This is a genomic window from Streptomyces bluensis (genome assembly GCF_014650715.1).
In the GTDB taxonomy this organism is placed as follows: Bacteria; Actinomycetota; Actinomycetes; order Streptomycetales; family Streptomycetaceae; genus Streptomyces; species Streptomyces bluensis.
Window position 1 is genome coordinate 516,719 of the sequence record NZ_BMVM01000001.1, and the last position, 23,537, is coordinate 540,255.

The following is a 23,537-nucleotide window of genomic DNA, read 5'->3' on the forward strand; positions in this document are numbered from 1 at the left end:
GGATCATGGGCGGAGCCAAGCTCGACGCTCTCAGTCGGACCAAGGGGCTGGGCCTGCCCGCGAGCGTGCCCCACTCCCGAATGTGGGACGATCGGCTTCGTGACGGGCGTGAACGGTGACTTCGAACTGTCCATGGAGGAATTGCGAGTCGTAGCGCGCTACGTCGCCGAGACGGCGCAGGAAGTTCTCCCGGTGTACGAGCACGCCAACCCCGGTGACACCCGACCGCGGGCGGCCATCGATGCGGCATGGGAGTTCATCAACGGTGCGCCCAGGACCAAGCTCCAGCGTGTCACGTCGATGGACGCTCACCGCGCGGCGAAGGAGACTGCCACCGAAACAGCACGTCTCGCTGCACAAGCCGCCGGTGATGCCGCATCTGCCGCTTATCTGCACCCGATCGCGAAGGCTCACCAGGTGGGCCACATCCTGCGCGCCGCTGCGAATGCGGCACGCATCGCCGAAATCGACGCAGGCGAGGATCCCAGGGCCGGGAACAGGGCGATCGAAGAGGCCCGCGAACGAGCTACACCGGTCCTGATCGATGTCCTCCAGCGGTACCCGCTCGCGCCGAGCGGTAAGAGCCGCGCTGCGCAGCTGATGACTGCTCTGGACACCTCTCTCCGTGGGGTCCCCGCAAGCGGGACTTGAACGCACAGGTGGCTTGGTTGACGGCCAGGCCAAGGAACGCGACCGCGATGCGCCTGTTGACCGCATCCTGGCTCACCTGAGCGCCGTGCGTGGTGGCCGCAGTGGGTGCGGGTCCCGATGCCGGTGGCGGCAGCGCGGTGTCGGGGCCGGCGAATGGCGGTGGCGCCTGCGGTCGGCGCGGCCGCGGCGAGGATGCCGGCGCCGAGGAACACGCCACGGGCCCAATGACGCCGAACGATTTCGCCCTCTATGGTGAAACACAACCGGACAGCAATCCGGTATGAGGGCGTAGCGGACGGCCGTCCGGTTAGGCAAGGGCTGGCTTCGGACGCGGGCCCGGGAGGAGGGCATGTGCAGTCGAGGAATGGCGGGCCCCAGCGGTCGGACGCGCAGCGCAACCGGGAGCGCATCCTGGAGGTGGCGCTGGTCGAACTGGCGCATTCCGTGAATGTCCCGATGAGTGTGATCGCCAAGAAGGCGGGCGTCGGGCAGGGCACGCTCTACCGCAACTTCCCCAATCGTGAGGCGCTCGCCCTTGAGGCGTACCGCCACGAGGTACAGCAACTCACCGACAGCGCGGCCGAGCTACTGAAGACCAGGGAGCCCGATCAGGCCCTGCGTGCATGGATGGACCGCCTGGCCCGCTTCATCATGGCCAAGACCGGACTGGCGGACGCGCTGCGTCAGGCCGCCAGCACCACGGGAGGGTCGGAGCTGTCGGGATACGCACTGGTGGTCGCGTCGATCGAACTTCTGCTCAACGCCAACCACGAGGCCGGCACCATCCGCCCGGGGGTGACCGCCGACGACTTCCTCCTCGCCATCGCCGGCATCTGGCAGATCGACATCCGCGGAGACTGGCACACCAAGACCACCCGGCTGCTCGACCTCGTCATGGACGGCCTGCGCACGGGGGCCCCGGGGCGGCACTGAGGACCGCCAGGCCCGCGAGAACGACGGTGAGCGGTGAGCGGTGGACGGCGGGCGGCGGGCGGCGGGCGGCGGGCGGCGGGCGGCGGGCGGCGGGCGGACGGAATGCGCCGACCGCCCTGTTGTGTATCCGCTTCGCATCCACCCCGCGATACCGGCCGCCCGGCCGCTTCATCCCGCACCCCCGGTGCCGGTACCCGACGGGCGCGCCGCCCGGCGCCCGTACCCGACTCGCACCGGATCCGCCCTTGCCAACCGGACAGCAGTCCGCTACGTTCCCGATAGCGGACAGCCGTCCGGTTCGGCTTCTGTCATCGCGGCCCGCATGCGGCCGCCCGGCGCTACAGACGTACGCCCATCCCCACCCGACGCTCTCACGGAAATTCCCTCGCCATGAAACTGCTCATCCTCGGTGCGACCGGCCCCACCGGCCGCCATGTCATCGACCTGGCCCTGGAGGCCGGTGACTCGGTCACCACCTTCGTACGCAACCCGGCGGCTCTCGGTGACCTGGCCGACAAGGTCACGGTGGTCACCGGAGACGCCACATCGCACCGCGACGTCCGCGCCGCCGCGGTCGGGCACGACGCAATCGTCTCCGCCCTTGGCAGGGGTGCCTCGATACGCGCCGACGAATTCTTCACGCGCTCCTCGGCAGCCGTGATCGGTGCGGCCAAGGAAGCGGGCGTCTCCCGGCTGGTGTGGCTGTCCTCGTTCGGCGTCGGCCGCACCTTGGACTGGGCGAGCACCACACAGAAGGCGATCTACCGCACGCTGCTGCGGTCGATCTACGCCGACAAGGAGATCGCGGACGAACGCATCCGCAACAGCAGGCTGGACTGGACCGTCGTCTACCCCACCCGGCTCACCCACGGCCCCGCCAACGGCGCGTACAGCGCGGGGGACCGGCTGCCGATGAAGGGCAACCCGACGATCAGCCGCGCGGACGTGGCCGCCTTCATGCACCAGGCGGCGCACGGCAGGGAGTGGATCCACCGCAGCCCCGTGATCAGCGACTGACGACCTCCCTTCCGCCCTCGACCGATCCCCGGCCCACGACACGGCCCGAACCTCGAACGCAGTCCCCCAACGCCGGCCTCCCCCGGCACGCACCATCGGGCCTCCCGCTTCGCCAGCACCTCACGCCCACGGACCAGTTCGGCCGACAGGACGCCTCGGACAGGACACCGTCCCAGCAACCGTGCTCGACAGTGGCAGTGGTCCAACCCAGAAGACACGTACTCCAGCAGCGGGCGCCGGACTTGGACGCCCCCGTGACCGACGCCCCGTTCCGGGAACCGTTGAGCCGGACTCCGGCGAGTACGGCCCGTTCCCCGAACCGCTGCGGCAGTCCCGACGAGGCCAGAGCGCGCTCGGGAGAACCCGCGCACGTGACCTTCGCTGCCGCAAGGTCGATGCTGCCGACAGCAGTACTCCAGCTGCCACACTTCCACGTGCCACAGGTACCTGACATTCCGTCACTACACTCAGCATTAAGTCAGCATTGAGTCGGCATCAGAATCGCCGGAAACCGCCTCCGACCGCCACGTACCGCGAAGATCAACAATGCGCCAAGCCGACACCGACCTGCAAAAATAAGGGTCATGAGCTCCCCTGCCAGTCTCACCAGGAGGTACCCATGAAGATGCTGATCAACGTCGCGGAAACCGTCGTCGCGGACGCGCTCCGCGGGCTGGCGGCGGCGCATCCCGAGCTGACCGTGGATGTCGAGAACCGGGTGATCGTGCGGCGGGACGCTCCGGTGGACGGGAAGGTGGCGCTGGTCTCGGGCGGGGGTTCGGGACACGAGCCGTTGCACGGTGGGTTCGTGGGCCCGGGGATGCTGTCCGCGGCATGCCCCGGTGAGGTGTTCACCTCGCCCGTGCCGGACCAGATGGTGCGCGCGGCCGCCGCGGTGGACAGCGGCGCGGGCGTGCTGTTCATCGTGAAGAACTACACCGGCGACGTGCTCAACTTCGACATGGCGGCCGAACTCGCCGAGGACGAGGGCATCCAGGTCGCCAAGGTGCTCGTGAACGACGACGTCGCCGTGACCGACAGCCTCTACACCGCGGGTCGGCGTGGCACCGGTGCCACGCTGTACGTGGAGAAGATCGCCGGGGCCGCCGCCGAGGAGGGGCAGCCCCTGGAGCGCGTCGAGTCGCTGGCCCGTCAGGTCAACGAGAACTCCCGCAGCTTCGGTGTCGCACTGAGCGCCTGTACGACCCCAGCGAAGGGCAGCCCGACCTTCGATCTGCCCGCCGGGGAACTGGAGTTGGGCATCGGCATCCACGGCGAACCTGGGCGCGAGCGGCGCGCGATGATGACCTCGGGCGAGATCGCCGACTTCGCCGTGAACGCCATCCTGGAGGACCTGAATCCGCGCAACCCGGTGCTGCTGCTCGTCAACGGCATGGGCGCCACCCCGCTGCTGGAGTTGTACGGCTTCAACGCGGAGGTGCAGCGCGTGCTCACCGAGCGCGGAGTCGCCGTGGCACGCACCCTCGTCGGCAACTACGTCACCTCGCTCGACATGGCGGGCGCGTCGGTGACGCTGTGCCAGATCGACGAGGAACTGCTGCGGCTGTACGACGCGCCGGTGAAGACGCCGGGGCTGCGGTGGGGGGTCTGAGCGGCACGCCCGCAGACGCGTCGACGGCCCCCCGCCACAACTCCCCCCTCTCCGCCCCCCACGTCAACTTCCGTACCACGCAAGGAGATATCGTGCTCGACGCCGACTTCTTCCGCCGCTGGATGACGGCCACCGCGGCGGCCGTGGACCGCGAGGCCGAGCGGCTCACCGCTCTGGACTCGCCGATCGGCGACGCCGACCACGGCAGCAATCTGCAGCGCGGCTTCACCGCCGTGGTGGCCACGCTGGAGAAGGAGTCCCCCGAAACGCCGGGCGCGGTCCTGGTGCTCGCCGGACGGCAGTTGATCTCGACGGTGGGCGGCGCCTCCGGGCCGCTGTACGGGACGCTGCTGCGCCGTACCGGGAAGGCGCTCGGGGAGGCGGAGGAGGTCACCGAGGAGCAGCTCACGAGCGCGCTGCGTACGGGCGTCGACGCGGTGATGGCGCTCGGTGGTGCCGCGCCCGGCGACAAGACGATGATCGACGCGCTGACGCCGGCCGTCGACGCGCTCGGTGACTCGTTCGCCGCGGCGCGGGCCGCCGCCGAGCAGGGCGCCGAGGCGACGACGCCGCTGCAGGCCCGCAAGGGCCGGGCCAGCTACCTGGGTGAGCGCAGCATCGGGCACCAGGATCCCGGCGCCACGTCGAGTGCGCTGCTGATCGCGGCGCTCATGGAAGCGGCCGGAGCCGCCGAAGCAGGCGAGGCAGCCGGTGAGTGAGGCCATGGGCACCACGAAAGTCACGGACGCCACGGAGGTCACGGACGGACCGGTGGGGATCGTGCTCGTGTCGCACAGCGCCGCCGTCGCGTCCTCGGTCGCCGAGTTGGCGAAGGGACTCGCGGGCGGCGGCCCCACCGCGCCGGTCGCCCCGGCGGGCGGTACTCCGGACGGCGGACTGGGCACCAGCGCCGAGTTGGTGGCGGCGGCCGCCGCCGCCGTGGACCGCGGTGCCGGTGTCGCGGTCCTGGCCGACCTCGGCAGCGCGGTCCTCACCGTGAAGGCCCTCCTCGCCGAGGACGACGAACTGCCCGCGGGCACCCGCCTCGTCGACGCCCCCTTCGTCGAGGGCGCGGTCGCCGCGGTCGTCACGGCCTCCGCGGGTGCGGACCTCGCGGCGGTGGAGGCGGCGGCCACGGAGGCGTACGCGTACCGGAAGGAGTGATCTGAGCCCGTCCGGACGCCGCGGTCACTCCTTGCTCACGAGTTTCCGCGCCAGCGCCTCCCCTTGGGCCACCGCCTCCTCGTGGTCCTCGATGGGAGTCACACGGCTGTTCTTGAACACGACGTAGGTGACCCCGGAGGGGGCGCCGCCGGACCGTGGGTCGCCGCGGAGACCGAGGCTCGTGGCCATGGCGTACGAGGCCTCGCCGATGAGGCGATGGGGGCCGACGTCCCCGACGACGGCGTACTGGACTCGGTCGCCGTGGATGACGGCGGCGACGGATCCCTCCCCGACGTCGTGGGCACGGTGGTCCCAGATGTGGCTCGGGGCGGGGATGACGACGAAGGGGAGGGTCTCGGCGTTCAGATAGCGGCCGTCCGACTGCCTGTAGGCGGTGGAGGGCCGGAACCAGGGGTCGGTCGTGTCGTTGCAACGAGGGCCCGGCCGGCCGTCACAGTCGATGTCCATGTCGGCCTTCCAGAACACCGCGTCCCGCGTATCGCAGACAGGGATGCCGTCGGGGGCGTCGACGTCACTTCGGTAACGGCCTTTCGACACGGGCTCGCACGCGTCCAGCTTGGCCAGCAGGTCGGCGGCGCTGACACGACTGGCACGGCTGCCATGGCTGGCAGCGCCGGCACGCTCGACCACGACCGGCTCCCGTGGGTGTGCCGCGGCGGACACCGTCGTAAAGGCGAGCAAGGTGGTGCCGGCCGCGGCCGGCACCAGCGACTGGGCACGCACGATGAGGGACCCTCTCGTCGGCAGACATGGACGGTCATGCGCCCACGGTGCTGGAAAGCCACGCGGCGGGGCCAGTGCGACACGTCCGGTTGGAGCACGGCATCACTCCGGTGCGGGCATGCGGCCGAGCGCCCGGGTCCGTTGCGGCCCGGGCCGCTCGGCCGCCCCCGTCGGCGCGGGATCAACGACGACAGCAAGCCGCGCCCCGCGGCGCGAACCTCCCCCCGAAGAGAAAAAGTTAACGCCGCGTCAGAGACCCAGCATACGTAAGTCGTGTGCCGATCCGGCGGAAGCGCCGCCTGTGTGACGATGCGCCACCTGCCCGTGGCCGACACCCCGCGCCGGGAATCACCCGCACCCCTTGACGAGAGCATGCCGACAGCGCCATACAGGTACAGACCAATCCCGTACCGGGGAGGGCGGAGCCGTGCGTCTCGTTCCTGTACTTGTACCGGTGATCTGCGGCTCGTTGTTCCTCACTGTTGCCTGTGGCCAGGACCGGCCGCCAGAGCTCCGCACGCCCGCGGCTCCCGTCGGGGTCACCGCCGCGGCGGGCAGCGCCACCACTGTGCACGTCATGTGGAACCGGGCCTCCGGGAAGCCGGAGGTCACCCGCTACGAGGTGTATCGCGGCACCACGAAGGTGAAGGACGTCTCCGGCGGTGAGCACATGGTGGACGTCACCGGTTTGGCCCCGTCCACCACATACGTGTTCACGGTGCGGGCGCGGAGCGCCGGAGGGGTGCTCGGGCCGCCCAGCCGGCGGGTGCGCGCCACGACGCCCGAGGCGGTCGCCACCGACAGCAGGGCACCGAGCCGGCCGGGGCCTCCCCAGGGCACGGTGGCCGGCAGCCGGGCGGTTCAGCTGTCCTGGGGGAGGTCGGCGGACGACCGGGGCGTGGTCTCGTACGACATCCTGCAGGGCGGCTCGAAGGTCCACAGTGTGGGTGGCGGGCAGACCGCGGCCGTGGTGACGGGACTGCGGCCCGGCACCCGGTACTCGTTCACCGTGCGGGCGCGGGACGCCGCGGACAACGTCTCACCCGCGAGCGAGGCCGTCCGGCTCACCACCCCGCCGGGAACGGACGACGGCCGGGGTACCGCGCCCGCCCGGTTCCGTGCGACGACCCGGAGGACCGACGGGGCGTACTACATCGATCTGGCCTGGGTCCCGCCGCGCGCCGACGGCGCGATCACGGAGTACGAGATCCATCTCGACGGGCAGGTCGCCACCTCGCTCGTCTGGGGTGGCACGGCGCCCCAGGACCGGGCCGAGTACGGCTTCTACGTGGGACGTGAGGCCGGAGTGACCCACCGGGTGCGGATCAGGGCGAAACTGCCGGACGGAACGTGGGGCGGGTTCTCGGCGGAGCGCACCGTGACCACGGGTCGATGAGGAGTTCGGCGGCGGGAAACGGAGCGGCACGAAAGGCCACGCGCTCCCCCGGAGGAAGGAATCCGTCACCTGCCCGGGGGCGGTCCGCATGCGGGAGGGGCCGCGGGCGCGTTGGCTCGGTCTGAGGCGGCACGGGGTTTCCCGATCCTCGGCGGCGCAAGGGATGTCCCGCCAACCGTGCCGCTGGAGGGCAGTCCTATGCGTACCACTCAGCCACTCCTCCGCTCCTGCCTGACCTCGACCGCCGCTGCCGCGCTGCCGCTCGCCCTGGCCGCCCCGGCGGACGCCGAGGGGGGGATCTCGGTGAGTACCACCGGGTCCACCGTCTCGGTCACCACCAGTGCGTGCACCACCATCGACGCCAACGGCGTGTTCGGCCGGGCCTCGCTGCTGTCCAGCGGGCAGACGAACTTCTCCCAAGGACGCCAGGCGACGCTGACCGGAACGAGCAGCAGCCAGTCCGCCGCCTTCGCGAACGTCAGTCCCGGCACCTTCACCGTCACCGTGGTGTGCAACAACGGGACCACGGCCGGCACTCAGTCCATCATCGTCTCCGGCACCGCCACCCCCACCCGCACCCCTACCCCCACACCCACGCGCTCCGTCACCGCCTCGCCCTCGCCCACGCGTGGTGTCATGGGCGGTTTCGGTGGGACGGCCGAGGACTACCGCACACTCACCCTGGTGGGCGGCGGTGTCCTCGTCGTCACGGGGCTGGGGGCGACGGTCTGGTACCTGCGCCGCCGCGCCAAGCCGCACCGTCTGTGAGACGGCAGCACGGGTCAGCCACCGTGTCCGGAACGTCTCGCTCCGGGTCTGGTGCCGATCACGACGTGGGCGTCCCACTCCTCCGACACCGCCAGGCGCGTGCTCAGCCCGCTGTGGGTGAGGGTCCGCACGGCGAGGGGTGCCTGCCGTGCGCTCGTCTCGATGAGCAGATGGCCGCCGGGGGCCAGCCAGCGCGGTGCCTCGGCGGCCACCCGGCGCAGCACGTCGAGCCCGTCCGCGCCCCCGTCGAGCGCGGTCAGGGGTTCGTGGTCGCGGGCCTCCGCCGGCAGGAGGGGGACCTCGCCCGTGGGGACGTAGGGGACGTTCGCCGTGAGGAGGTCGACGCCGCCGAGCAGGGTATCGGGCAGGGCCGCGAACAGATCGCCTTCGTGGACCTGACCGCCGAAGGGAGCGAGGTTGCGGCGGGCGCACCGCACCGCCGCCGGCTCGATGTCGGCGGCGTGCAGTGCGGCACCGTCGAGGGCGGCGGCCAGCGCCGCCCCCACCGCGCCCGACCCGCAGCACAGATCCACGACGACGGACGCTCCGGGTGCCGCGGCCAGTGCCTGTTCGACGAGGAACTCGGTACGGCGGCGGGGTATGAACACACCCGGCTCGACGGTGATGCGCAGGCCCCGGAACTCCGCCCAGCCGAGGACGAGTTCGAGGGGGAGGCCCGCCACGCGCCGGTCCAGCATGGCGGCGGCCTCGTCGGCGGTGCGGGCGGTGGAGAGGATCAGCTCCGCTTCGTCCTCGGCGAAGACGCATCCGGCGCAGCGAAGCGCGGTGACGACAGCGGAAGTCGAGAGAGGTGGCATGGGGGCCGAGAGCCTTTCGGTGGGCCGAAGGGCGCTCTGGGCGGTGGACCGGTGTCAGCGCACCGTACCGCTCGGGAGTGAGAGCACCCGATCTGACACTGCGGTGATGGGTCCCACCTCCTCCGGCGACGTGACGACTGGCCGGGCCACATTACCCCACGGCCGCCCACTGCCACTCGTGCGCCTTCGGCGGGATCACCGCGTCAGGCCCGCGCGGCCGGCCACCCGCGGCGTGGTCCGGGCGGGCCGTACGGCTCATACGCCGACCTCGATCACGATCTTGCCCCGGGCGTGGCCCCCCTCGACCACGCGCAGGGCTTCGGCGGCCCGGTCGAGCGGGAAGGTCTGCGTCACGTACGGCTTCAGGCTGCCGTCGACGACCAGCTGGGCCACCTCGTCGAGCACGGCGGCGGTGCGGGCACGCGCGACGGGCGCGCCGCCGAGCCGTCCCACGATGTCCTTGCCGCCCGCGGTGATCAGCTTCGTCCGGTCGGCCGGCAGCGTGGCCGCCGCCTCCAGGACCTCGCCGCCCACCAGGTCGTAGACCGCGTCCACGCCTTCCGGGGCCGCGGCCCGTACGCCCGACACGAAGTCGGGGCCGGAGGGCACGTGCACGGCGCCCAGCGACTCGACGAACTCCTTCTTGCCGGCGCTCGCCACGCCGATGACCTTCACCCCGAAGGCCCTGGCGATCTGCACGGCGGCCACGCCGACGCCGCCGCCCGCGCCCGTGACGACGAGGGTGGCGCCCGCGGGCAGATCCAGCTGGCGGACGCCGTCGTACGCGGTCGCGGCCGCGACGGGCAGCGCGGCGGCGTCCGTGAAGGAGATCTCCGGGGGCTTGTGCGCGGTCACGGCGACGGGCAGCAGCGCGTACTCGGCGTATCCGCCGGCGACCGGGTTGCCGAACACCTCGTCGCCCACGGCGAATCCGGTCACGTCCGGGCCGACCCGCTCGACGACCCCGGCGGCCTCGTTGCCGAACACGGCGGGCAGGTCGCGGGCGCTCTGGCCCGGCCGGGCATAGCCGGTCCGCTGCTTGAAGTCGACGGGGTTGACGCCGGCCGCGCGCACCGCGACGAGCAGCTGTCCGGGGCCGGGGCTCGGCTTCTCCTGCTCGACGAGGGCCTCGGCCTCCGGGCCGCCGTACCGCGTGAAGACGTACGCCTTGGGCATGGGCTTCCTCACTCTCCTTCACTGTCACCGGGTGGCCGGTCGCACCGCGGCCACCGTAGTCGGCACCTTGCGGCAAGGAAGATCACGCCGCGGCTATTCCCGGGGAGCGGGCGCGTTCACGCCGCCGCAATGATCAGCGCGGGTGGAGCAGGGACGTCGCCGGACCTGGGACAAGCCGTCCGAAACCGGCTCCGTGATCTTCACTTCATCCGAACTCACCCTGCATAGAAGGCGCTTGCTGGCGATCACGACTCTCCGTACGCTGTGGGTCACGCTGACGGCACCGAGGACGTCATCCGTCTTCTCGGAGCCAGGTCACGCGTCCTCGGATCTCCGACGTCCTTGTCCGAAGAGGCGCGACTCCCATTCGGCGAGGCTGTTGATCCTTCAATGGCCGCACTGCCATACTCCGGCTTTCCACTCCCCCACGGTCCGCACGGAAAACGTGGCTCTCCAGGGTGCCGACGGCTCTTTTGAGTCCATTCCCAGCTGGAATGAGTCACGTTCGTGACATAAGGCAGCGAAGAAGGTGCTTGTGTCCCAACACCACCCACCGCACGGTGGTTATGCTCCGCCTCCACCCACCGGGTACGAACCGGCCGGATCGGCGCGATCGGCCGGCTCGCAGGCGATATACGACGATCCCGAATTCCATTCACTGCGGCGCGCATATCGTTCTTTCGGCGCGGTGGCGGTTCTTCTGTCCGTTGGCGGATTTCTGTCGTACGTTCTGCTGTCGAGTTTTGCTCCGGCCCTGATGAACCAGGAGTTGTTCGGCCGGCTCACCCTCGGACTGGCGCTCGGACTCGTCCAGTTCCTTGTCATGGGGGTCGCGACATGGTGCTACGTGCGGCACATGCGTGAGCGGGTCGACCCGATCGTCCTCCGGCTGCGCGCCCAGCAGCGCGAGCAAGAGCGTGAGCAGGAGCAGGCCCGCGTCGCGGCCGGAAGGCGGTTCCGCGCGTGGTGACGCAATCGGCTGCCATAGCCGACCAGTTCAGCCTGCGGCTGACGTTCATCCTGTTCGTGTCCGTCGTCGTGGTCACCCTGTTCACGGCGCTGCTGACGGCACCGCAGCGCGATGAGATCAGCGAGTTCTACCTCGGCAACCGTGACATGTCGCCTCTGCGCAACGGACTCGCGATGTGCGGTGACTACGTGTCGGCGGCGACGCTGCTCGGCAGCACGGGACTGGTCGCGCTGAACGGGTACGACGGTCTGCTCTACCTGGGCGGCACGATGGTCGCCTGGATGATGGTTCTGCTGATGGTCGCCGAACCGCTGCGCAACTCCGGCAAGTTCACCCTGGGCGACACCCTCGCGCTGCGCCTGCCGCACGGGCAGCGGTCGGTCCGGCTGGCGCTCGCCCTGTGCACGCTGGCCGTGTGCCTTCTCTACCTGGTGGCCCAACTCGTGGGCAGCATCGCCCTGTTGACCCAGTTCATCGGTGATCCGAGCCCGACGACGCGGGCGATGTGCGTGGTGGTCATCGGCTCCATGGTCGTGGTGTACGCGGCGATCGGCGGCATGCCGGGCGCCACGTTCATCCAGGTGGTCAAGGCCGTGATGCTGATCGCCGGGGTCGCGATCACCGCCGTCATGGTGCTGCAGCACTTCAGCTGGAACATCGACAGGCTCCTGTCGACGGCCTCCGACAACAGCGCCCTGGGCGACCGTTTCCTCGAACCCGGGCTGCGGTACGGCGGGACCACCACCAACAAGCTCGACTTCTTCAGCCTGCAACTGGCCATCGTGCTCGGGCTCGCCGCGCTGCCGCACATCATGATGCGGCTGCTCGCCCCGCGCACCAACCGCGTCCTGCGCGGCTCCGTGGTGTGGGCCGTCGGGCTGGTCGGCTTCGTCTGCCTGGCGGCGGGTGTGCTGGGTCTGGGCGCCACGGCGATCGTGGGCCGCGAGAACATCGCGCAAGTCGACCCCCGGGGCGACGCGGCCATTCTGCTGCTCGCGCACAAGCTCGGCGGCGCCGTGCTCGAAGCGCTCCTGTCCAGCCTCGCCTTCATCACGCTGCTGGCCGTGGCGGCCGGGCTCACGCTCGCCGCGGCCTCGTCCCTCGCCCACGACCTCTACAGCGAGGTGATCCGCAAGGGAAAGGCGAAGCAGACGGAGGAACTGGGCGTCGCCCGGCTCGCCGCGGTGGTCATCGGCGTCATGGGCATGCTGCTGGCCCTGCTGTCATGGGGGACGAGCACGGCCACGCTGGCGTTCCTCGCCTTCGCGATCGCCGCGTCGGCCATCCTGCCGGCCATCGTCTACAGCCTCTTCTGGCGCGGGTTCACCACGCGCGGCGCACTGCTCAGCCTGTACGGCGGGCTGCTCTGCTCGGTGCTCCTGGTGGTGTTCTCCCCGATCATCTCCTCGCAGCCCAACTCGGTCTACCCGGACGCGGACTTCGCCTGGTTCCCGTTGCAGAATCCGGGCATCGTGTCCATCCCCGCGGGCTTCCTGCTGGGATGGCTCGGCTCGCTGGCCGGCGGGCGCGGTCAGGCCGTGACCTCCACCGACGCGTTCGCGGAGTTCGAGGTCCGCGCCCTGGTCGGACCCGACCAGCGGTGACCGGGCGCCGGCGATGACCCGAGGTCAGGGGTGGGCGCAACAGACCGCCCGACCCTGGCGGCGCGCGGCAATCGCACCGTACGGTGTGCTCAGCCGCACCCCTGACCTCGAAGGTGGTCCTGCATGGCCCTGTTCGACCTCCCCCTGGACGAGCTGCGCGGTTATCGAAGCGCTTCACCAGAACCGGAGGATTTCGACGCGTTCTGGGCGAAAACGCTCCAGGAGGCGCGCGCGCACGACCTCGACGCACACTTCGAACCAGTCGAAACCCGTCTGAAGACGGTCAAGGTGTACGACGTCACCTTCGCCGGGTTCGGCGGGCACCCGGTGAAGGGCTGGCTGGTCCTGCCGGCGTGGGCGGACACCCCGCGTCCCGCGGTCGTCGAGTTCATCGGGTACGGGGGCGGCCGGGGCCTGCCCCACACCCATCTGCTGTGGGCGTCGGCGGGCTTCGCGCACTTCGTGATGGACACCCGGGGCCAGGGCAGCGCATGGGGCGGTGGCGGCGGCACACCCGACCCGGTGGGCGGCGGCCCCGCGTTCCCCGGTTTCATGACGCGAGGTGTCGACGCCCCCGAGAACTACTACTACCGGCGCGTGTACACGGACGCCGTACGGGCCGTGGAGGCGGCCCGGTCCCACCCGCTGGTCGACGCCACGAAGGCGGCGGTCGTCGGCGCCAGCCAGGGCGGCGGCATTTCCCTCGCGGTCGGCGGCCTGGTGCCCGACCTGGCCGCGGTCGCCCCTGACGTACCGTTCCTGTGCGACTTCCCGCGCGCGACGACGCTGACCGATCGCGACCCGTACCGGGAGATCGGCAACTACCTCAAGACGCACCGCGGCCGCACCGGGCAGGTCCAGCGCACGCTCTCCTACTTCGACGGTGTCCACTTCGCCGCGCGCGGCCGGGCGCCCGCCCTGTTCTCGGCGGCCCTGGAGGACCAGACGTGCCCGCCGTCGACGGTCTTCGCGGCCTTCAACGCCTGGGCGTACGGCGACAAGCACATCGAGGTGTACGACTTCAACGACCACGAGGGCGGCGGCCCTTACCAGGAAGCGGCCAAGCTGGAGTGGCTGGCCTCACGCCTCTGAGGGGTCGTCCCCGCGGGTCGCCACGACCATCCGGCAGCGCGGGCTCCCGTCACGCCGACGCCCGAACTCCGGCAGCGCGTACAGCTCGACGTCGAACCCGGCGCGTTCCAGCTCGCGTCGCACGTCCCCGAGCCGGAACGCCCGGTAGTACATGACGAACGGCGGACGCCAGACGGCGTTGCGCACCCGCATCACCGTGTCGAAGCCCAGCAGGGCCCAGTACCAGGGGGAGCTCGGCGGCGCGGGCGCCGGCAGCGGGAACGCGAAGCGTCCGCCCGGCCGCAGCACGGCGTGGACCTGGCCGAACAGCTCCGGGAACTCGCGCGGCAGGAAGTGCCCGAACGCCCCGAAGCTCACGACGAGATCGAAGACGGGCCTGAAGGGGAGGGCCAGGGCGTCACCGCGCACCCAGGCGACAGGGGGCCCGGGTTCCGCGGGGCGCGACTCCCGCTGCCTGCCCACCGCGAGCATCCCCGCGCTGATGTCGACCCCGGTCACGCTCTCCCGGCACACCGCGCGCAGGACGCCCATGCCCGCCCCGGTGCCGCAGCACAGGTCGAGCCCGCGACCGAACGGCCCCAGGGCGGACAGGGCCCCCTCCACCGCCTCCAGGACCGAGTCCGGCGTGCGGAACGGGGTGTGGTCGAACTTGGGCGCGAGCAGGTCGTATCCGCGCTCGACGGACGACAACGCCTGAACAGCCAGTTCGCGGAGGCTGGGACCGTGCGGAGTGAACATCACCTTCAGCTTAGGGCAGCGCCCGACCCGCACAGTCACTTATCGTTACATCATGACTTCGTTCCGTGCCACCCCCGCCTGGCTGGCAGACGCCGTCTTCTACCAGATCTATCCGCAGTCGTTCGCCGACTCGGGCGGCGACGGCATCGGCGACTTCAACGGAATCGCCGAGCACCTGGACCACCTGGCCTGGCTGGGCGTCAACACCGTCTGGCTCAACCCGTGCTTCGTCTCGCCGTTCCGCGACGCCGGATACGACGTCGCCGACTACCTGACCATGGCGCCTCGCTACGGTTCGAACGACGAGTTCGCCAAGCTCGTCGATGAGGCCCGCCGCCACCGCATCCGTGTCCTGCTCGACCTCGTTGCGGGCCACACCTCCACCGCGCACCCGTGGTTCACGGCCTCCGCGAACGACCCGGACGACCACCGTTACATCTGGGCGCCCGAGGGCCGCCCCGACGGCTTCGTTCCCTCCCCCGGCACCCGCCCGGGCGCGTACCTGCCGAACTTCTTCGACTCGCAACCGGCCCTCAACTTCGGCTACGCGCGCGAAAATCCGGCCGAACCATGGCGCCAGCCGGTCGACGCCGAAGGCCCGCGCGCGAACCGCGCGGCACTCCGCTCGATCATGGACCACTGGCTGCGTCTGGGCGTCTCGGGCTTCCGCGTCGACATGGCCTCGTCCCTCGTCAAGGACGACCCGGACCGGAGCGCGACGACCAGGATCTGGTCGGAGCTGCGCCACTGGCTGGACGCCACGCACCCGGAGGCCGTCCTGCTGTCGGAGTGGGGCGAGCCCGAGGTCTCCGTCCCGGCGGGCTTCCACGCGGACTTCTTCCTCCAGTTCGGCGGCCCCACCGACGGCCTCGCCCTGCGCTCGCTGTGGAGCAACGGCGCGGGCACGGTCGACGAGAACTGGGCCCCGCTCGACTGTTTCTTCGACGCCGACGGCAGGGGCTCTCCCCGCCCCTTCGTCGAGGCGTGGCAGCGGGCCTCCACCGCCGTCGGCGGCAAGGGGTTCATCTCCCTGCCCACCGCCAACCACGACTTCTCCCGCCTGAACTGCGGCCCCCGCACCGCGGAACAGCTCCCCGCCGCCTTCGCCTTCCAGCTCACCTGGCCGACCCTGCCGGCGATCTACTACGGCGACGAGATCGGCATGCGCTACATCGACGGACTGCCCGACAAGGAGGGCAGCGTCCTCGGCCCCCGCTACAACCGGGCGGGCTCGCGCACGCCGATGCAGTGGGACGACACCGAGAACGCCGGTTTCTCCTCGGCGCCCGCAGACGACCTGTACCTGCCCATCGACCCGGCCCCCGACCGCCCCACCGTCGCCGCCCAGCGGGCCGACGAGGCGTCTCTGCTCCACCTGGTCCGCCGCCTCGTCCGTCTGCGCACCACCACCCCGGAGCTCGGCTCCGGCGGCTCGGTGGAGGTGCTGCACATGGGCTGTCCGTTCGTGTACCTCAGGGGCGGGCGGTATCTGGCGGTGTTCAACCCGCGGCGGCAGGAGGCGAGTTGGGCCTACGACCGCACCGCCTACGACTGCACCGGCGCCCGTCCCCTGGAAGTGTCGGGCGTGGAGTGCGACGGCGACAGGATCACCGCCCGCGGCTTCGGATACGGGATCTTCGACCTCGGCCACTGAACGGCCCCCGGGCGAGCCGCGCTCAGACGCGTACCGGAAGCGCCCGCACGCTGTTGCCCACGAAGCTGGAGTGACGGGGAAGCTCCGTCTCGGGCACCGCCAGGTCGAGGTCGGGGAAGCGGGTGAACAGCCGCTCCAGCGCGATCGTCGCCTCCAGGCGGGCCAGCGGCGCGCCGAGGCAGTAGTGGGCGCCGTGCCCGAGCGAGAGGTGGCGTACGGCTCCGGGCCGTCCGGGCCGGGTGACGTCGAACAGTTCGGCGTCCGGCCCGTGCACGGCGGGATCGCGCCCGGCCGCCGAGTAACCCGCCAGCACGGGCGTCCCCTTGGGGATGACCGTCCCGTCGACTGTCAGGTCCCGCACGGGATAACGGAACGGGAAGTAGCTGACGGGCGCGTCCCAGCGCAGGGTCTCCTCGACGGCGTCCGCCCAGCTCGCCTTCCCGGCCCGGACGAGATCGAGCTGGTCCCGGTGCCCGCACAGCGCCCGTACGGCGTTGGTGATGAGGTTCAGCGTGGTCTCGTGCCCGGCGACGATCATCAGCACGAGGGTGCCGATGAGTTCCTCCTGGCTGAGCCGGTCGCCGCCCTCGTCGCGGGCGGCGATGAGCGCGCTGGTCAGGTCGTCGCCGGGGCGTTCGGCCCGGGACGCGGCGATGTCAGCGAGCAGGGACACGAGGTCGCGGTTGGCGGCGACGGCCTGCTCGGGGCGGATGTCGGTGGCCACGACCTGGTTCGACAAGTCGTGCAGTGCCTCCTGGTGTTCGGCCTCCACTCCGAGCAGCTCGGCGATGACGCCCATCGGGAGCGGCAGCGCGAAGTGCCGGCGCAGATCGGCGACCCCGCCGCCGGCCTCGGCCGCGCCCGCGAGGCCGTCGAGCAGCGTTGCCGTCAACTCCTCTATGCGGGGCCGTAGTTTCCGCACCCGTCGAGCGGTGAAGGCCGTACTCACCAGCGCCCTCAGCCGCCGGTGGTCGTCGCCGTCGGCAGTCGTCATCCCGTGGACGGTCGCGAAGGTCCGCAGCGGCCATCCGGCGCCGATCCGGCCCTCTCTCAGCTCGGTGAAGTGCCGGGCGTCCTTGGCGACGTCGGGGTGCGCGAGGAAGTCCTTCAGCGCCTCATGTCCGAGTACGGCCATGCCCGCCACCTCATCGGGGAGCACCACGGGCGCGACGGCGCCCCGGGCGAGGAGCCACGCGTTCGCGGCGTGCGGGCAACCGCCGGACGGGTCCATGCGGTGCGGCTCGGACGATGGGGTGCCCACGGTCGATCTCCTTGGCCACAGTGGTGAGTTGGCGCGTACGTCGGTCTCATGCTCACAGCGCCGTACACACCGTCTCAAGGGGGCACTCGGCCAACCACGCCCCCTGCGGGCTCACGGGTTCGCCGGGGACGCGGACGGAGTCGCGGTGGCAGCGTTCTGCGGGCCGTATGCCGTGAGGAAGCGGTTCCGGAAGCGGTCCATCCGCCAGACCGGGGCGTCGTCCGTGGGCTTCAGGCCGTCCGACCAGCCCCAGTCGGAGATCCGGTCGAGGACCTTCTCGTCATGGGCGACGATCGTGATGGGCACGTCATGACTGGCGCCGTTGCCGCTGACGCGGGCCATGGGCTGGTGGTCGCCGAGGAAGACGACCACGGTGTCCTTGTCGCCGTACCGCTCCACGAACTCCGTGAGGCTCCGCACCGAGTACTGGACGGACCTGCCGTACTCCTTCTTCGCCCTGGTGCCGTCGGAGAACACGTCCGCCGGGTTCTTGCCCGCCTTCTCGATGGCCTTGTAGACGGAACCGTCACCGACCCGGTCCCAGTCGATCATCTCGGGCAGGGGCGCCCACGGCTGGTGGCTGGAGGTCAGGATGATCTGCGACATCAGCGGCTTGTCGCGCTCCTTGCCGTGTTCCAGGCGCTGGAACGCGGTCAGGGCGTACTGGTCCGGCATGGTCGACCAGCTGAACTTCGGGCCCTGGTAGCCGAGGTCGCGGGAGTCGTACACCTTGTCGAGGCCGTAGAACCGGCCCTCCGGCCAGTTGTACTGGACACCGGGCACGACACCGACGGTCCGCCAGGCGCCCGTGCGGTGGAAGGCCCCGGGGAGAGTGAGGCGCTCGCCGGCGGTGACGGTGCGGTAGCGGTCCTGGTTGTCGATCCACAGACCGCTCAGGAACGTGGAGTGACCGAGCCAGCTGCTGCCGCCGTACGTCGCGGAGGTGAGCCAGCCGCTCTTCGCCGAGAACCCGGCCTCGCGCAGATCGTCGGTGGCGGCGTCCAGGGTCGCGTCCACGCCGGGTGCGATGGCCGGATCCTGGAGGGCGGCACGGCCGTAGCTCTCGATGAAGGCGAAGATGACGTCCTTGCCGCGCAGCCCGGTCAGCAGGCGGTCGGGCGGTACGTCGGCGAAGGCGTCCCTGTCGACCTCCTTCGCGAACGCCGCCTCGTCCTTCAGGGTCGCCTTCACCCGTGCGACACGGTCCTGGAGGAGGCCGATCGTGTTGCTGGTCGCGAGCGGCGTGGTGCCGATGAGGTGCAGGCCCAGGGCCGAGCAGGTGATCCACACGGTTCCGGCGACGATCGTGGCCCGGCTCGCGGTGTGCCGGTCGCGGTGCATGAGGCCGACGAGCCGGACCACCGCCAGCGGCATCACGACGAGCAGGGCCAGGACCAGGACGACGACCCCGATCACGGCGGCCAGCGCGCCCGCGCCGCCGGCCGTGTCCTGGAGGTAGGACTCGGCGTCGTCGAGCAGGCCCCAGTCGAGCACCACGTTGAACCCTCGTCCGAGGAACTGGTTGAAGCCGATGTCCAGCAGCTTCAGGATCAGCACCAAGGCGAGCCCCACCCCGCTGAGCACGGCCACGACACGTCTCGGCCGCTCGGGCAGCACCAGCAGCAGGGCCGCGAGGAGGATCGGCTCGGCCGGTATCCGCAGGAAACTCTTCGCCTCGAAGTACGCGACGTTGCCCGGCAGCATCAGCGCCACGAACACGAGCGCGGCGGCCAGCACGGTGACCGTCCACCAAAGGACGTTGTCCATGCCGCCGTCACGGGCCCCGCCCTCGGGGGGCGCGGACGGTTCGTGATCCTCCTTGGTGGTGGCTCCGTCCGTGTCCGGCGGTTGGTGAAGGCGCGTGAAGAGCGACACCCAGAGTGTCCTTCCGGTGCGAAGCGCGGTGGTGGCACGGTGGGCCGGGCTCGGGGGCCCGGGTCGCCGCCCTCCCCTGTACGGCTCACGAACGCCTGCGGTTCACCGCACACAAAAAAGCCAACCAGTGTTTCCTTGCAGGTCAAGCAGGGTCCAAGCCCGGTTCAAGTGCGGGCCAAGTCAGGTCGCCGGACCCCCGTCCAATGGATCGCACCGCGTGAGTCCATTGCACGGTGCTACACTTCTGACGGCACGTGTGTTCGCCCCGTCGTGGGCGCCGGTGCCGGTTGCACAGCTTTCTGCCTCATCTTTTTCGCAGTACCACCTCTCGCGTACGGCCTCAGGCTCAGTCGCCGCCGTACCCGATGACGTGGTGCCCGGCCGCACCCAGGCGTGACCACTCCGCCTCGCGGCAATCCCCCTCCCCCATTGCTCCTGTCCACTGAGCCCGGCTCAGTCCCGAAAGGACTTCCCCATCGTGATGTCAAACCGCAGCCGTGACGGGAGGTGAACCTTGGTAGCACTGTCCGTCACGGATCATGGCCCACAGGACGTTGAGGCGTCGGCGGGCGAGCGCCAGCAGGGCCTGCTTGTGTCCCTTTCCCTCGCTTCTCTTCCGTTGGTAGTAAGCCTTGGAGGCCGGGCAGGTCGTGATGCTGACCATCGACGAGAGGTACATCGACCGCAGCAGACCGCGGTGGTATCTCTTGGGCCTGCGCAGATTGCCGCTGACGCGGCCGGAGTCACGGGGCCTGGGGGCCAGGCCGGCGAAGCCAGCCAGGCGGTCGGCGCTGCCGAAAGCGTCCATGTCGCCGCCGGTCGCGGCGATGAACTCAGCGCCGAGTTTGGGTCCCATGCCGGGCAGGCTGCGGATCACCTTGGCGTGCGGATGCTCACGAAACCTGGCCTCGATCAGCGCGTCGAGCTCGGCGATCTCCTCATCGAGGGCCATCACCCCCTTCGCCAGGCGGACGACCATGGCGGCGGCCGGCTTCTCGCCGGGCAGCGCGGTCTGCTGGGCCTGGGCGGCCTCGACGGCCGTCTTCGCCAGCACGGCGGCGCCTCGGACCTTGCGATTCTTCAGCCAGGTCTCGATTCGGCTTGCGCCTGCCCGACGGATCGCAGCCGGGGTCTGATAGCCGGTCAGCAACATGACCGGACCCTTGTTGACCAGGTCCAGCGACCGCTCCAGCGCAGGGAAGATCTCCAGCAGCTGAGCGCGGAGGCGGTTGATCTGCCGGGTGCGGTCGAAGACCACGTCCAGACGCCGGGTGGTCAGGGTGCGCAGATCGACGGCGATCTCGTCGCCCGGCCGCAGCAGGCCGAGGTCCCGGCGGACGCGGGCCTGGTCGGCGATGACGAAAGCGTCCTTCGCGTCCGTCTTCCCCTCGCCCCGGTAGGTGACCGAGGCCCGGTGGACCGCCAGGCCGGTGAGGTAGGCCATGGGCTGGTTGTGGCCGACAAGCAGGCCGATCAGCAGCGCGGCACCGCCGTGGTTGAGGTCGACGGCCCACAGCACGTCGGCGGATATGGCCAGGACGTCGCCGATGAGCTGGAGCAGCTCGGTCTCGTCATTCAGGACCCGGCGGGACAGAAGCCGTTCACCGTCGGCGTTGATCACCACGCAGTGGTGATTTTCCTTGCCGATGTCCACTCCGGCCCAGATCTCGGGCCCGGTCACCTCCGCCGACTCGCCGTCTCGCATGCCACCCGCAGACGACCTCGCCGACGTTGTCCTACAGCAGCGATCGGAGTCGCGTCTCCCCATTGGCGGTCGAGTCGTCGCGGGGCCCCGGGCGGCCAAGTCCTTTGAGCCTTGCCAACGGCGCCCGCATGACAGCCATACCCAGAACCCCTGGGCCCTCCGATCTTACGAATGACCAGAGCAACCACCTTTGAAAGGTAGGACAGCGCGCATGACCACCACACTCGAAGCCCCTCCCGCCCAGCAGCTCCCGGTCCCCGTGACCGGTGTCCTCGACATCACGCAGGGCGGGCACGGGTACCTGCGCACCGGGAGCTGCCAGTCCGCCCCCGACGACCCGCAGGTCCCCGCCGCTCTGATCCGCAGGTACGGCCTGCGCAAGGGCGACACCGTCGAAGGCGTACGCGGCCCTCGACGCGCGCTCACCTCTGTCGAGCGGATCAACGGCCGCGCCCCGGAAGAACTGCGCGGCCGCCCCCACTTCCACGACCTCACCCCACTGCACCCGCACGACCGGCTCCGTCTCGAACACCGGGCGAGCGGTCTCACCGGACGCGTCCTCGACCTGATCGCGCCCGTCGGCAAGGGCCAGCGCGGCCTGATCGTGGCCCCGCCCAAGACCGGCAAGACCGTGCTGCTCCAGCAACTGGCCGCCGCGATCGCCGGCAACCACCCCGAGTGCCACCTCATGGTGGTGCTGCTCGACGAGCGCCCGGAGGAGGTGACCGACATGCGGCGCTCCGTGCGGGGCGAGGTGTACGCCTCGACGTTCGACCGGCCGCCGAAGCAGCACATCGCGCTCGCCGAACTCGTCGTGGAGCGCGCCAAGCGCCTCGTCGAGCAGGGCGAGGACGTCGTGATCCTCCTGGACTCGCTCACCCGCCTGTGCCGGGCGCACAACAACGCCGCCGCGGCCGGTGGCCGCACCCTCAGCGGCGGTGTCGACGCCGCCGCACTGCACGGACCCAAGCGGATCTTCGGCGCGGCACGACGGACCGAGGAGCGCGGCTCGCTCACCATCCTCGCCACGGCCCTGGTGGAGACCGGCTCCCGCGCCGACGACTTCTTCTTCGAGGAACTCAAGAGCACGGGCAACATGGAGCTCCGCCTGGACCGCTCCCTGGCCGCCCGGCGGGTCTTCCCGGCCGTCGACATCACCCCGTCCGGGACCCGTCGCGAGGAACTCCTGCTGTCGGCGGGCGAACTGACCGCCGTACGAGGGCTGCGGCGCGCCCTGCGGTCGCGGGACGGTCAGGAGCGGACGTACCTCGAAACCCTCCTGGAGCGGATGCGCGCCACCCCGGACAACGCGGCCTTCCTGCGCCAGGTCCAGCCGACGCTCCCCGCCTCCTGACTCAGCCCGCCCTGTGCGCCGCCCCGGCCCCGTCGGCACGACCCTTGATGCATCCGGGTGTTGGATTCGCTCGCTCGGCCCTGGTGGCACGGCGGGACAGCGCACGCATTCTTACCTTGACGCCATGACCATCGGATTCTCCTCCCGCGCCGCCGCCTCCTGTTCCGCGGTCTGTGTGATCGGGATGCTGGCCCTCGCTCCGGGCGCCGCCGCGCTGCCGGGAGTGGACCCGGACGCCACGCGTGCGACGGCCTCGCCGGGGCAGCAGTCGTCGCTGCACCGGCACGGGACGCAGGTACGGCCGCGGACGGGGGCACCGAGGGTTCCCGCGGATCTGTCCGCGCTGTCGTGGATCGTGGCCGACGCCGACAGCGGTGACGTACTGGCCGCGCACGACGCGCACCGCAGGCTGCCGCCCGCCAGCACCCTCAAGACGCTCTTCGCGCTCACCGTGCTGCCGAACGTGCCGGGAGGCACCCGGCACACCGTCAAGCCCAAGGAGCTGGCCGGCATCGGCGAGGGCAGCAGCATGGTCGGGGTCCAGGAGAACCACAGCTACCGCGTGGCCGACCTGTGGCGCGGTGTCTTCCTCAGGTCCGGCAACGACGCCGTGCACGTCCTGGCCTCGCTCAACGGCGGCTGGCGCAGCACCGCGACCCAGATGCAGGCCAAGGCCCGCGCCCTGGGCGCCCTCGACACACGGGTCGTGTCGCCCGACGGGTACGACGCGCCGGGACAGGTCTCGTCGGCATACGACCTCGCGGTGTTCGGACGGGCCGGGCTGCGCAACAAGGAGTTCGCACGGTACTGCGCCACGGCCGAGGCGCGCTTCCCGGGGGACGGCGAGGCGTATCCCATCCAGAACACCAACCGCCTCCTCACGGGGGCGCAGGGCGTCGACCGCTATCCGGGGCTGATCGGCGTCAAGAACGGCTACACCAGCAAGGCGGGCAACACGCTCGTCGCGGCCGCCAAGCGCAACGGGCGCACCGTGGTCGTCACGGT

At 70.8% G+C, this 23,537-nt stretch carries 20 protein-coding genes and 1 pseudogene; 14 read left to right on the forward strand and 7 right to left on the reverse strand.

Translation table 11 applies throughout. The annotated features are described in order from the left end of the window. Nucleotides 1-99: 99 nt before the first annotated feature. The 6 genes from IE262_RS02400 to IE262_RS02425 all read left to right on the forward strand — a co-directional run bounded on the left by IE262_RS02400 (nucleotide 100) and on the right by IE262_RS02425 (nucleotide 5,377). Nucleotides 100-651 (forward strand): putative immunity protein, encoded by a 552-nt coding sequence (locus tag IE262_RS02400; RefSeq protein WP_229877057.1) that lies wholly within the window; start codon nucleotides 100-102, stop codon nucleotides 649-651. A gap of 351 nt (nucleotides 652-1,002) precedes the next feature. Continuing rightward, a complete protein-coding gene (locus tag IE262_RS02405) occupies nucleotides 1,003-1,584 on the forward strand; it encodes a TetR/AcrR family transcriptional regulator (protein WP_189870900.1) in 582 nt (193 codons plus the stop codon). A gap of 390 nt (nucleotides 1,585-1,974) precedes the next feature. Then, nucleotides 1,975-2,601, forward strand: a complete 627-nt coding sequence (locus tag IE262_RS02410) for an NAD(P)-dependent oxidoreductase (RefSeq protein WP_189870902.1) — start codon at nucleotides 1,975-1,977, stop codon at nucleotides 2,599-2,601. A gap of 619 nt (nucleotides 2,602-3,220) precedes the next feature. Then, nucleotides 3,221-4,213 carry a dihydroxyacetone kinase subunit DhaK gene (gene dhaK / locus IE262_RS02415; RefSeq protein WP_134042162.1) on the forward strand — a complete coding sequence of 331 codons (993 nt, stop codon included), beginning with the start codon at nucleotides 3,221-3,223 and terminating at the stop codon, nucleotides 4,211-4,213. Nucleotides 4,214-4,305: 92 nt separating this feature from the next. Further along, nucleotides 4,306-4,932: a dihydroxyacetone kinase subunit DhaL gene (gene dhaL / locus IE262_RS02420; RefSeq protein WP_189870904.1), complete on the forward strand. Its 627-nt coding sequence runs from the start codon at nucleotides 4,306-4,308 to the stop codon at nucleotides 4,930-4,932. Nucleotides 4,933-4,936: 4 nt separating this feature from the next. Beyond that, entirely contained in the window at nucleotides 4,937-5,377 is a 441-nt protein-coding gene (locus tag IE262_RS02425; RefSeq protein WP_189870905.1) for a PTS-dependent dihydroxyacetone kinase phosphotransferase subunit DhaM, read from the forward strand. 24 nt (nucleotides 5,378-5,401) lie between these two features. Here the strand turns inward: IE262_RS02425 and IE262_RS02430 are convergent, their stop codons facing one another. Continuing rightward, nucleotides 5,402-6,121, reverse strand: a complete 720-nt coding sequence (locus tag IE262_RS02430; RefSeq protein WP_189870907.1) for a glycoside hydrolase family 75 protein — start codon at nucleotides 6,119-6,121, stop codon at nucleotides 5,402-5,404. Nucleotides 6,122-6,548: 427 nt separating this feature from the next. On the opposite strand from IE262_RS02430, the gene IE262_RS02435 reads away from it, so the two are divergent. Both IE262_RS02435 and IE262_RS02440 read left to right on the forward strand, forming a co-directional pair. Beyond that, nucleotides 6,549-7,517, forward strand: coding sequence for a fibronectin type III domain-containing protein (locus IE262_RS02435; RefSeq protein WP_189870909.1), 969 nt, complete (start codon nucleotides 6,549-6,551; stop codon nucleotides 7,515-7,517). Nucleotides 7,518-7,715: 198 nt separating this feature from the next. Further along, complete coding sequence (locus IE262_RS02440; RefSeq protein WP_134042170.1) at nucleotides 7,716-8,285, forward strand: hypothetical protein; 570 nt, start codon at nucleotides 7,716-7,718, stop codon at nucleotides 8,283-8,285. A gap of 14 nt (nucleotides 8,286-8,299) precedes the next feature. Here IE262_RS02440 and IE262_RS02445 read toward each other — a convergent pair whose 3' ends face one another. Beyond that, nucleotides 8,300-9,103 carry a putative protein N(5)-glutamine methyltransferase gene (locus IE262_RS02445; RefSeq protein ID WP_189870911.1) on the reverse strand — a complete coding sequence of 268 codons (804 nt, stop codon included), beginning with the start codon at nucleotides 9,101-9,103 and terminating at the stop codon, nucleotides 8,300-8,302. A 255-nt stretch (nucleotides 9,104-9,358) separates the two neighbouring features. Beyond that, nucleotides 9,359-10,279 (reverse strand): NADP-dependent oxidoreductase, encoded by a 921-nt coding sequence (locus tag IE262_RS02450; protein ID WP_189870913.1) that lies wholly within the window; start codon nucleotides 10,277-10,279, stop codon nucleotides 9,359-9,361. 688 nt (nucleotides 10,280-10,967) lie between these two features. Between IE262_RS02450 and IE262_RS40470 the strand changes: the two genes are divergently transcribed. From IE262_RS40470 to IE262_RS02465, 3 genes are all read left to right on the forward strand, one after another. Further along, nucleotides 10,968-11,249, forward strand: coding sequence for a DUF485 domain-containing protein (locus IE262_RS40470; RefSeq protein WP_229877058.1), 282 nt, complete (start codon nucleotides 10,968-10,970; stop codon nucleotides 11,247-11,249). Then, nucleotides 11,243-12,853 (forward strand): solute symporter family protein, encoded by a 1,611-nt coding sequence (locus IE262_RS02460; protein ID WP_189870915.1) that lies wholly within the window; start codon nucleotides 11,243-11,245, stop codon nucleotides 12,851-12,853. The genes IE262_RS40470 and IE262_RS02460 overlap by 7 nt, the downstream gene beginning before the upstream one ends. 123 nt (nucleotides 12,854-12,976) lie before the next feature. Next, nucleotides 12,977-13,945, forward strand: coding sequence for an acetylxylan esterase (locus IE262_RS02465; RefSeq protein WP_134042178.1), 969 nt, complete (start codon nucleotides 12,977-12,979; stop codon nucleotides 13,943-13,945). Here the strand turns inward: IE262_RS02465 and IE262_RS02470 are convergent. Then, nucleotides 13,934-14,683 carry a class I SAM-dependent methyltransferase gene (locus IE262_RS02470; RefSeq protein WP_189870917.1) on the reverse strand — a complete coding sequence of 250 codons (750 nt, stop codon included), beginning with the start codon at nucleotides 14,681-14,683 and terminating at the stop codon, nucleotides 13,934-13,936. The genes IE262_RS02465 and IE262_RS02470 overlap by 12 nt on opposite strands. A 52-nt stretch (nucleotides 14,684-14,735) precedes the next feature. On the opposite strand from IE262_RS02470, the gene IE262_RS02475 reads away from it, so the two are divergent. After that, a complete protein-coding gene (locus tag IE262_RS02475; RefSeq protein WP_189870919.1) occupies nucleotides 14,736-16,337 on the forward strand; it encodes an alpha-amylase family glycosyl hydrolase in 1,602 nt (533 codons plus the stop codon). A gap of 22 nt (nucleotides 16,338-16,359) precedes the next feature. Here IE262_RS02475 and IE262_RS02480 read toward each other — a convergent pair whose 3' ends face one another. The 3 genes from IE262_RS02480 to IE262_RS02490 all read right to left on the reverse strand — a co-directional run bounded on the left by IE262_RS02480 (nucleotide 16,360) and on the right by IE262_RS02490 (nucleotide 21,178). Further along, a complete protein-coding gene (locus IE262_RS02480) occupies nucleotides 16,360-17,568 on the reverse strand; it encodes a cytochrome P450 family protein (RefSeq protein ID WP_189871607.1) in 1,209 nt (402 codons plus the stop codon). Nucleotides 17,569-17,709: 141 nt separating this feature from the next. Then, complete coding sequence (locus tag IE262_RS02485) at nucleotides 17,710-19,473, reverse strand: sulfatase-like hydrolase/transferase (protein ID WP_373304961.1); 1,764 nt, start codon at nucleotides 19,471-19,473, stop codon at nucleotides 17,710-17,712. 484 nt (nucleotides 19,474-19,957) lie between these two features. Then, complete coding sequence (locus IE262_RS02490) at nucleotides 19,958-21,178, reverse strand: IS110 family RNA-guided transposase (protein ID WP_189870921.1); 1,221 nt, start codon at nucleotides 21,176-21,178, stop codon at nucleotides 19,958-19,960. 211 nt (nucleotides 21,179-21,389) lie between these two features. On the opposite strand from IE262_RS02490, the gene rho reads away from it, so the two are divergent. Both rho and IE262_RS02500 read left to right on the forward strand, forming a co-directional pair. Then, entirely contained in the window at nucleotides 21,390-22,532 is a 1,143-nt protein-coding gene (gene rho, locus IE262_RS02495) for a transcription termination factor Rho (RefSeq protein ID WP_189870924.1), read from the forward strand. Nucleotides 22,533-22,716: 184 nt separating this feature from the next. Continuing rightward, nucleotides 22,717-23,535, forward strand: a pseudogene (locus IE262_RS02500) (D-alanyl-D-alanine carboxypeptidase family protein); the annotation flags it as partial. Nucleotides 23,536-23,537: the final 2 nt, after the last annotated feature.

Coding starts and splice junctions, on each gene's coding strand:
- IE262_RS02410 (WP_189870902.1), top strand. CDS start 1,975: ATGAAACTGCTCATCCTCGGTGCGACCGGCCCCACCGGCCGCCATGTC.
- dhaK (WP_134042162.1), top strand. CDS start 3,221: ATGAAGATGCTGATCAACGTCGCGGAAACCGTCGTCGCGGACGCGCTC.
- IE262_RS02425 (WP_189870905.1), top strand. CDS start 4,937: ATGGGCACCACGAAAGTCACGGACGCCACGGAGGTCACGGACGGACCG.
- IE262_RS02440 (WP_134042170.1), top strand. CDS start 7,716: ATGCGTACCACTCAGCCACTCCTCCGCTCCTGCCTGACCTCGACCGCC.
- IE262_RS02445 (WP_189870911.1), bottom strand. CDS start 9,103: ATGCCACCTCTCTCGACTTCCGCTGTCGTCACCGCGCTTCGCTGCGCC.
- IE262_RS02450 (WP_189870913.1), bottom strand. CDS start 10,279: ATGCCCAAGGCGTACGTCTTCACGCGGTACGGCGGCCCGGAGGCCGAG.
- IE262_RS02465 (WP_134042178.1), top strand. CDS start 12,977: ATGGCCCTGTTCGACCTCCCCCTGGACGAGCTGCGCGGTTATCGAAGC.
- IE262_RS02470 (WP_189870917.1), bottom strand. CDS start 14,683: ATGTTCACTCCGCACGGTCCCAGCCTCCGCGAACTGGCTGTTCAGGCG.
- IE262_RS02475 (WP_189870919.1), top strand. CDS start 14,736: ATGACTTCGTTCCGTGCCACCCCCGCCTGGCTGGCAGACGCCGTCTTC.
- IE262_RS02480 (WP_189871607.1), bottom strand. CDS start 17,568: ATGGACCCGTCCGGCGGTTGCCCGCACGCCGCGAACGCGTGGCTCCTC.
- IE262_RS02490 (WP_189870921.1), bottom strand. CDS start 21,178: ATGCGAGACGGCGAGTCGGCGGAGGTGACCGGGCCCGAGATCTGGGCC.
- rho (WP_189870924.1), top strand. CDS start 21,390: ATGACCACCACACTCGAAGCCCCTCCCGCCCAGCAGCTCCCGGTCCCC.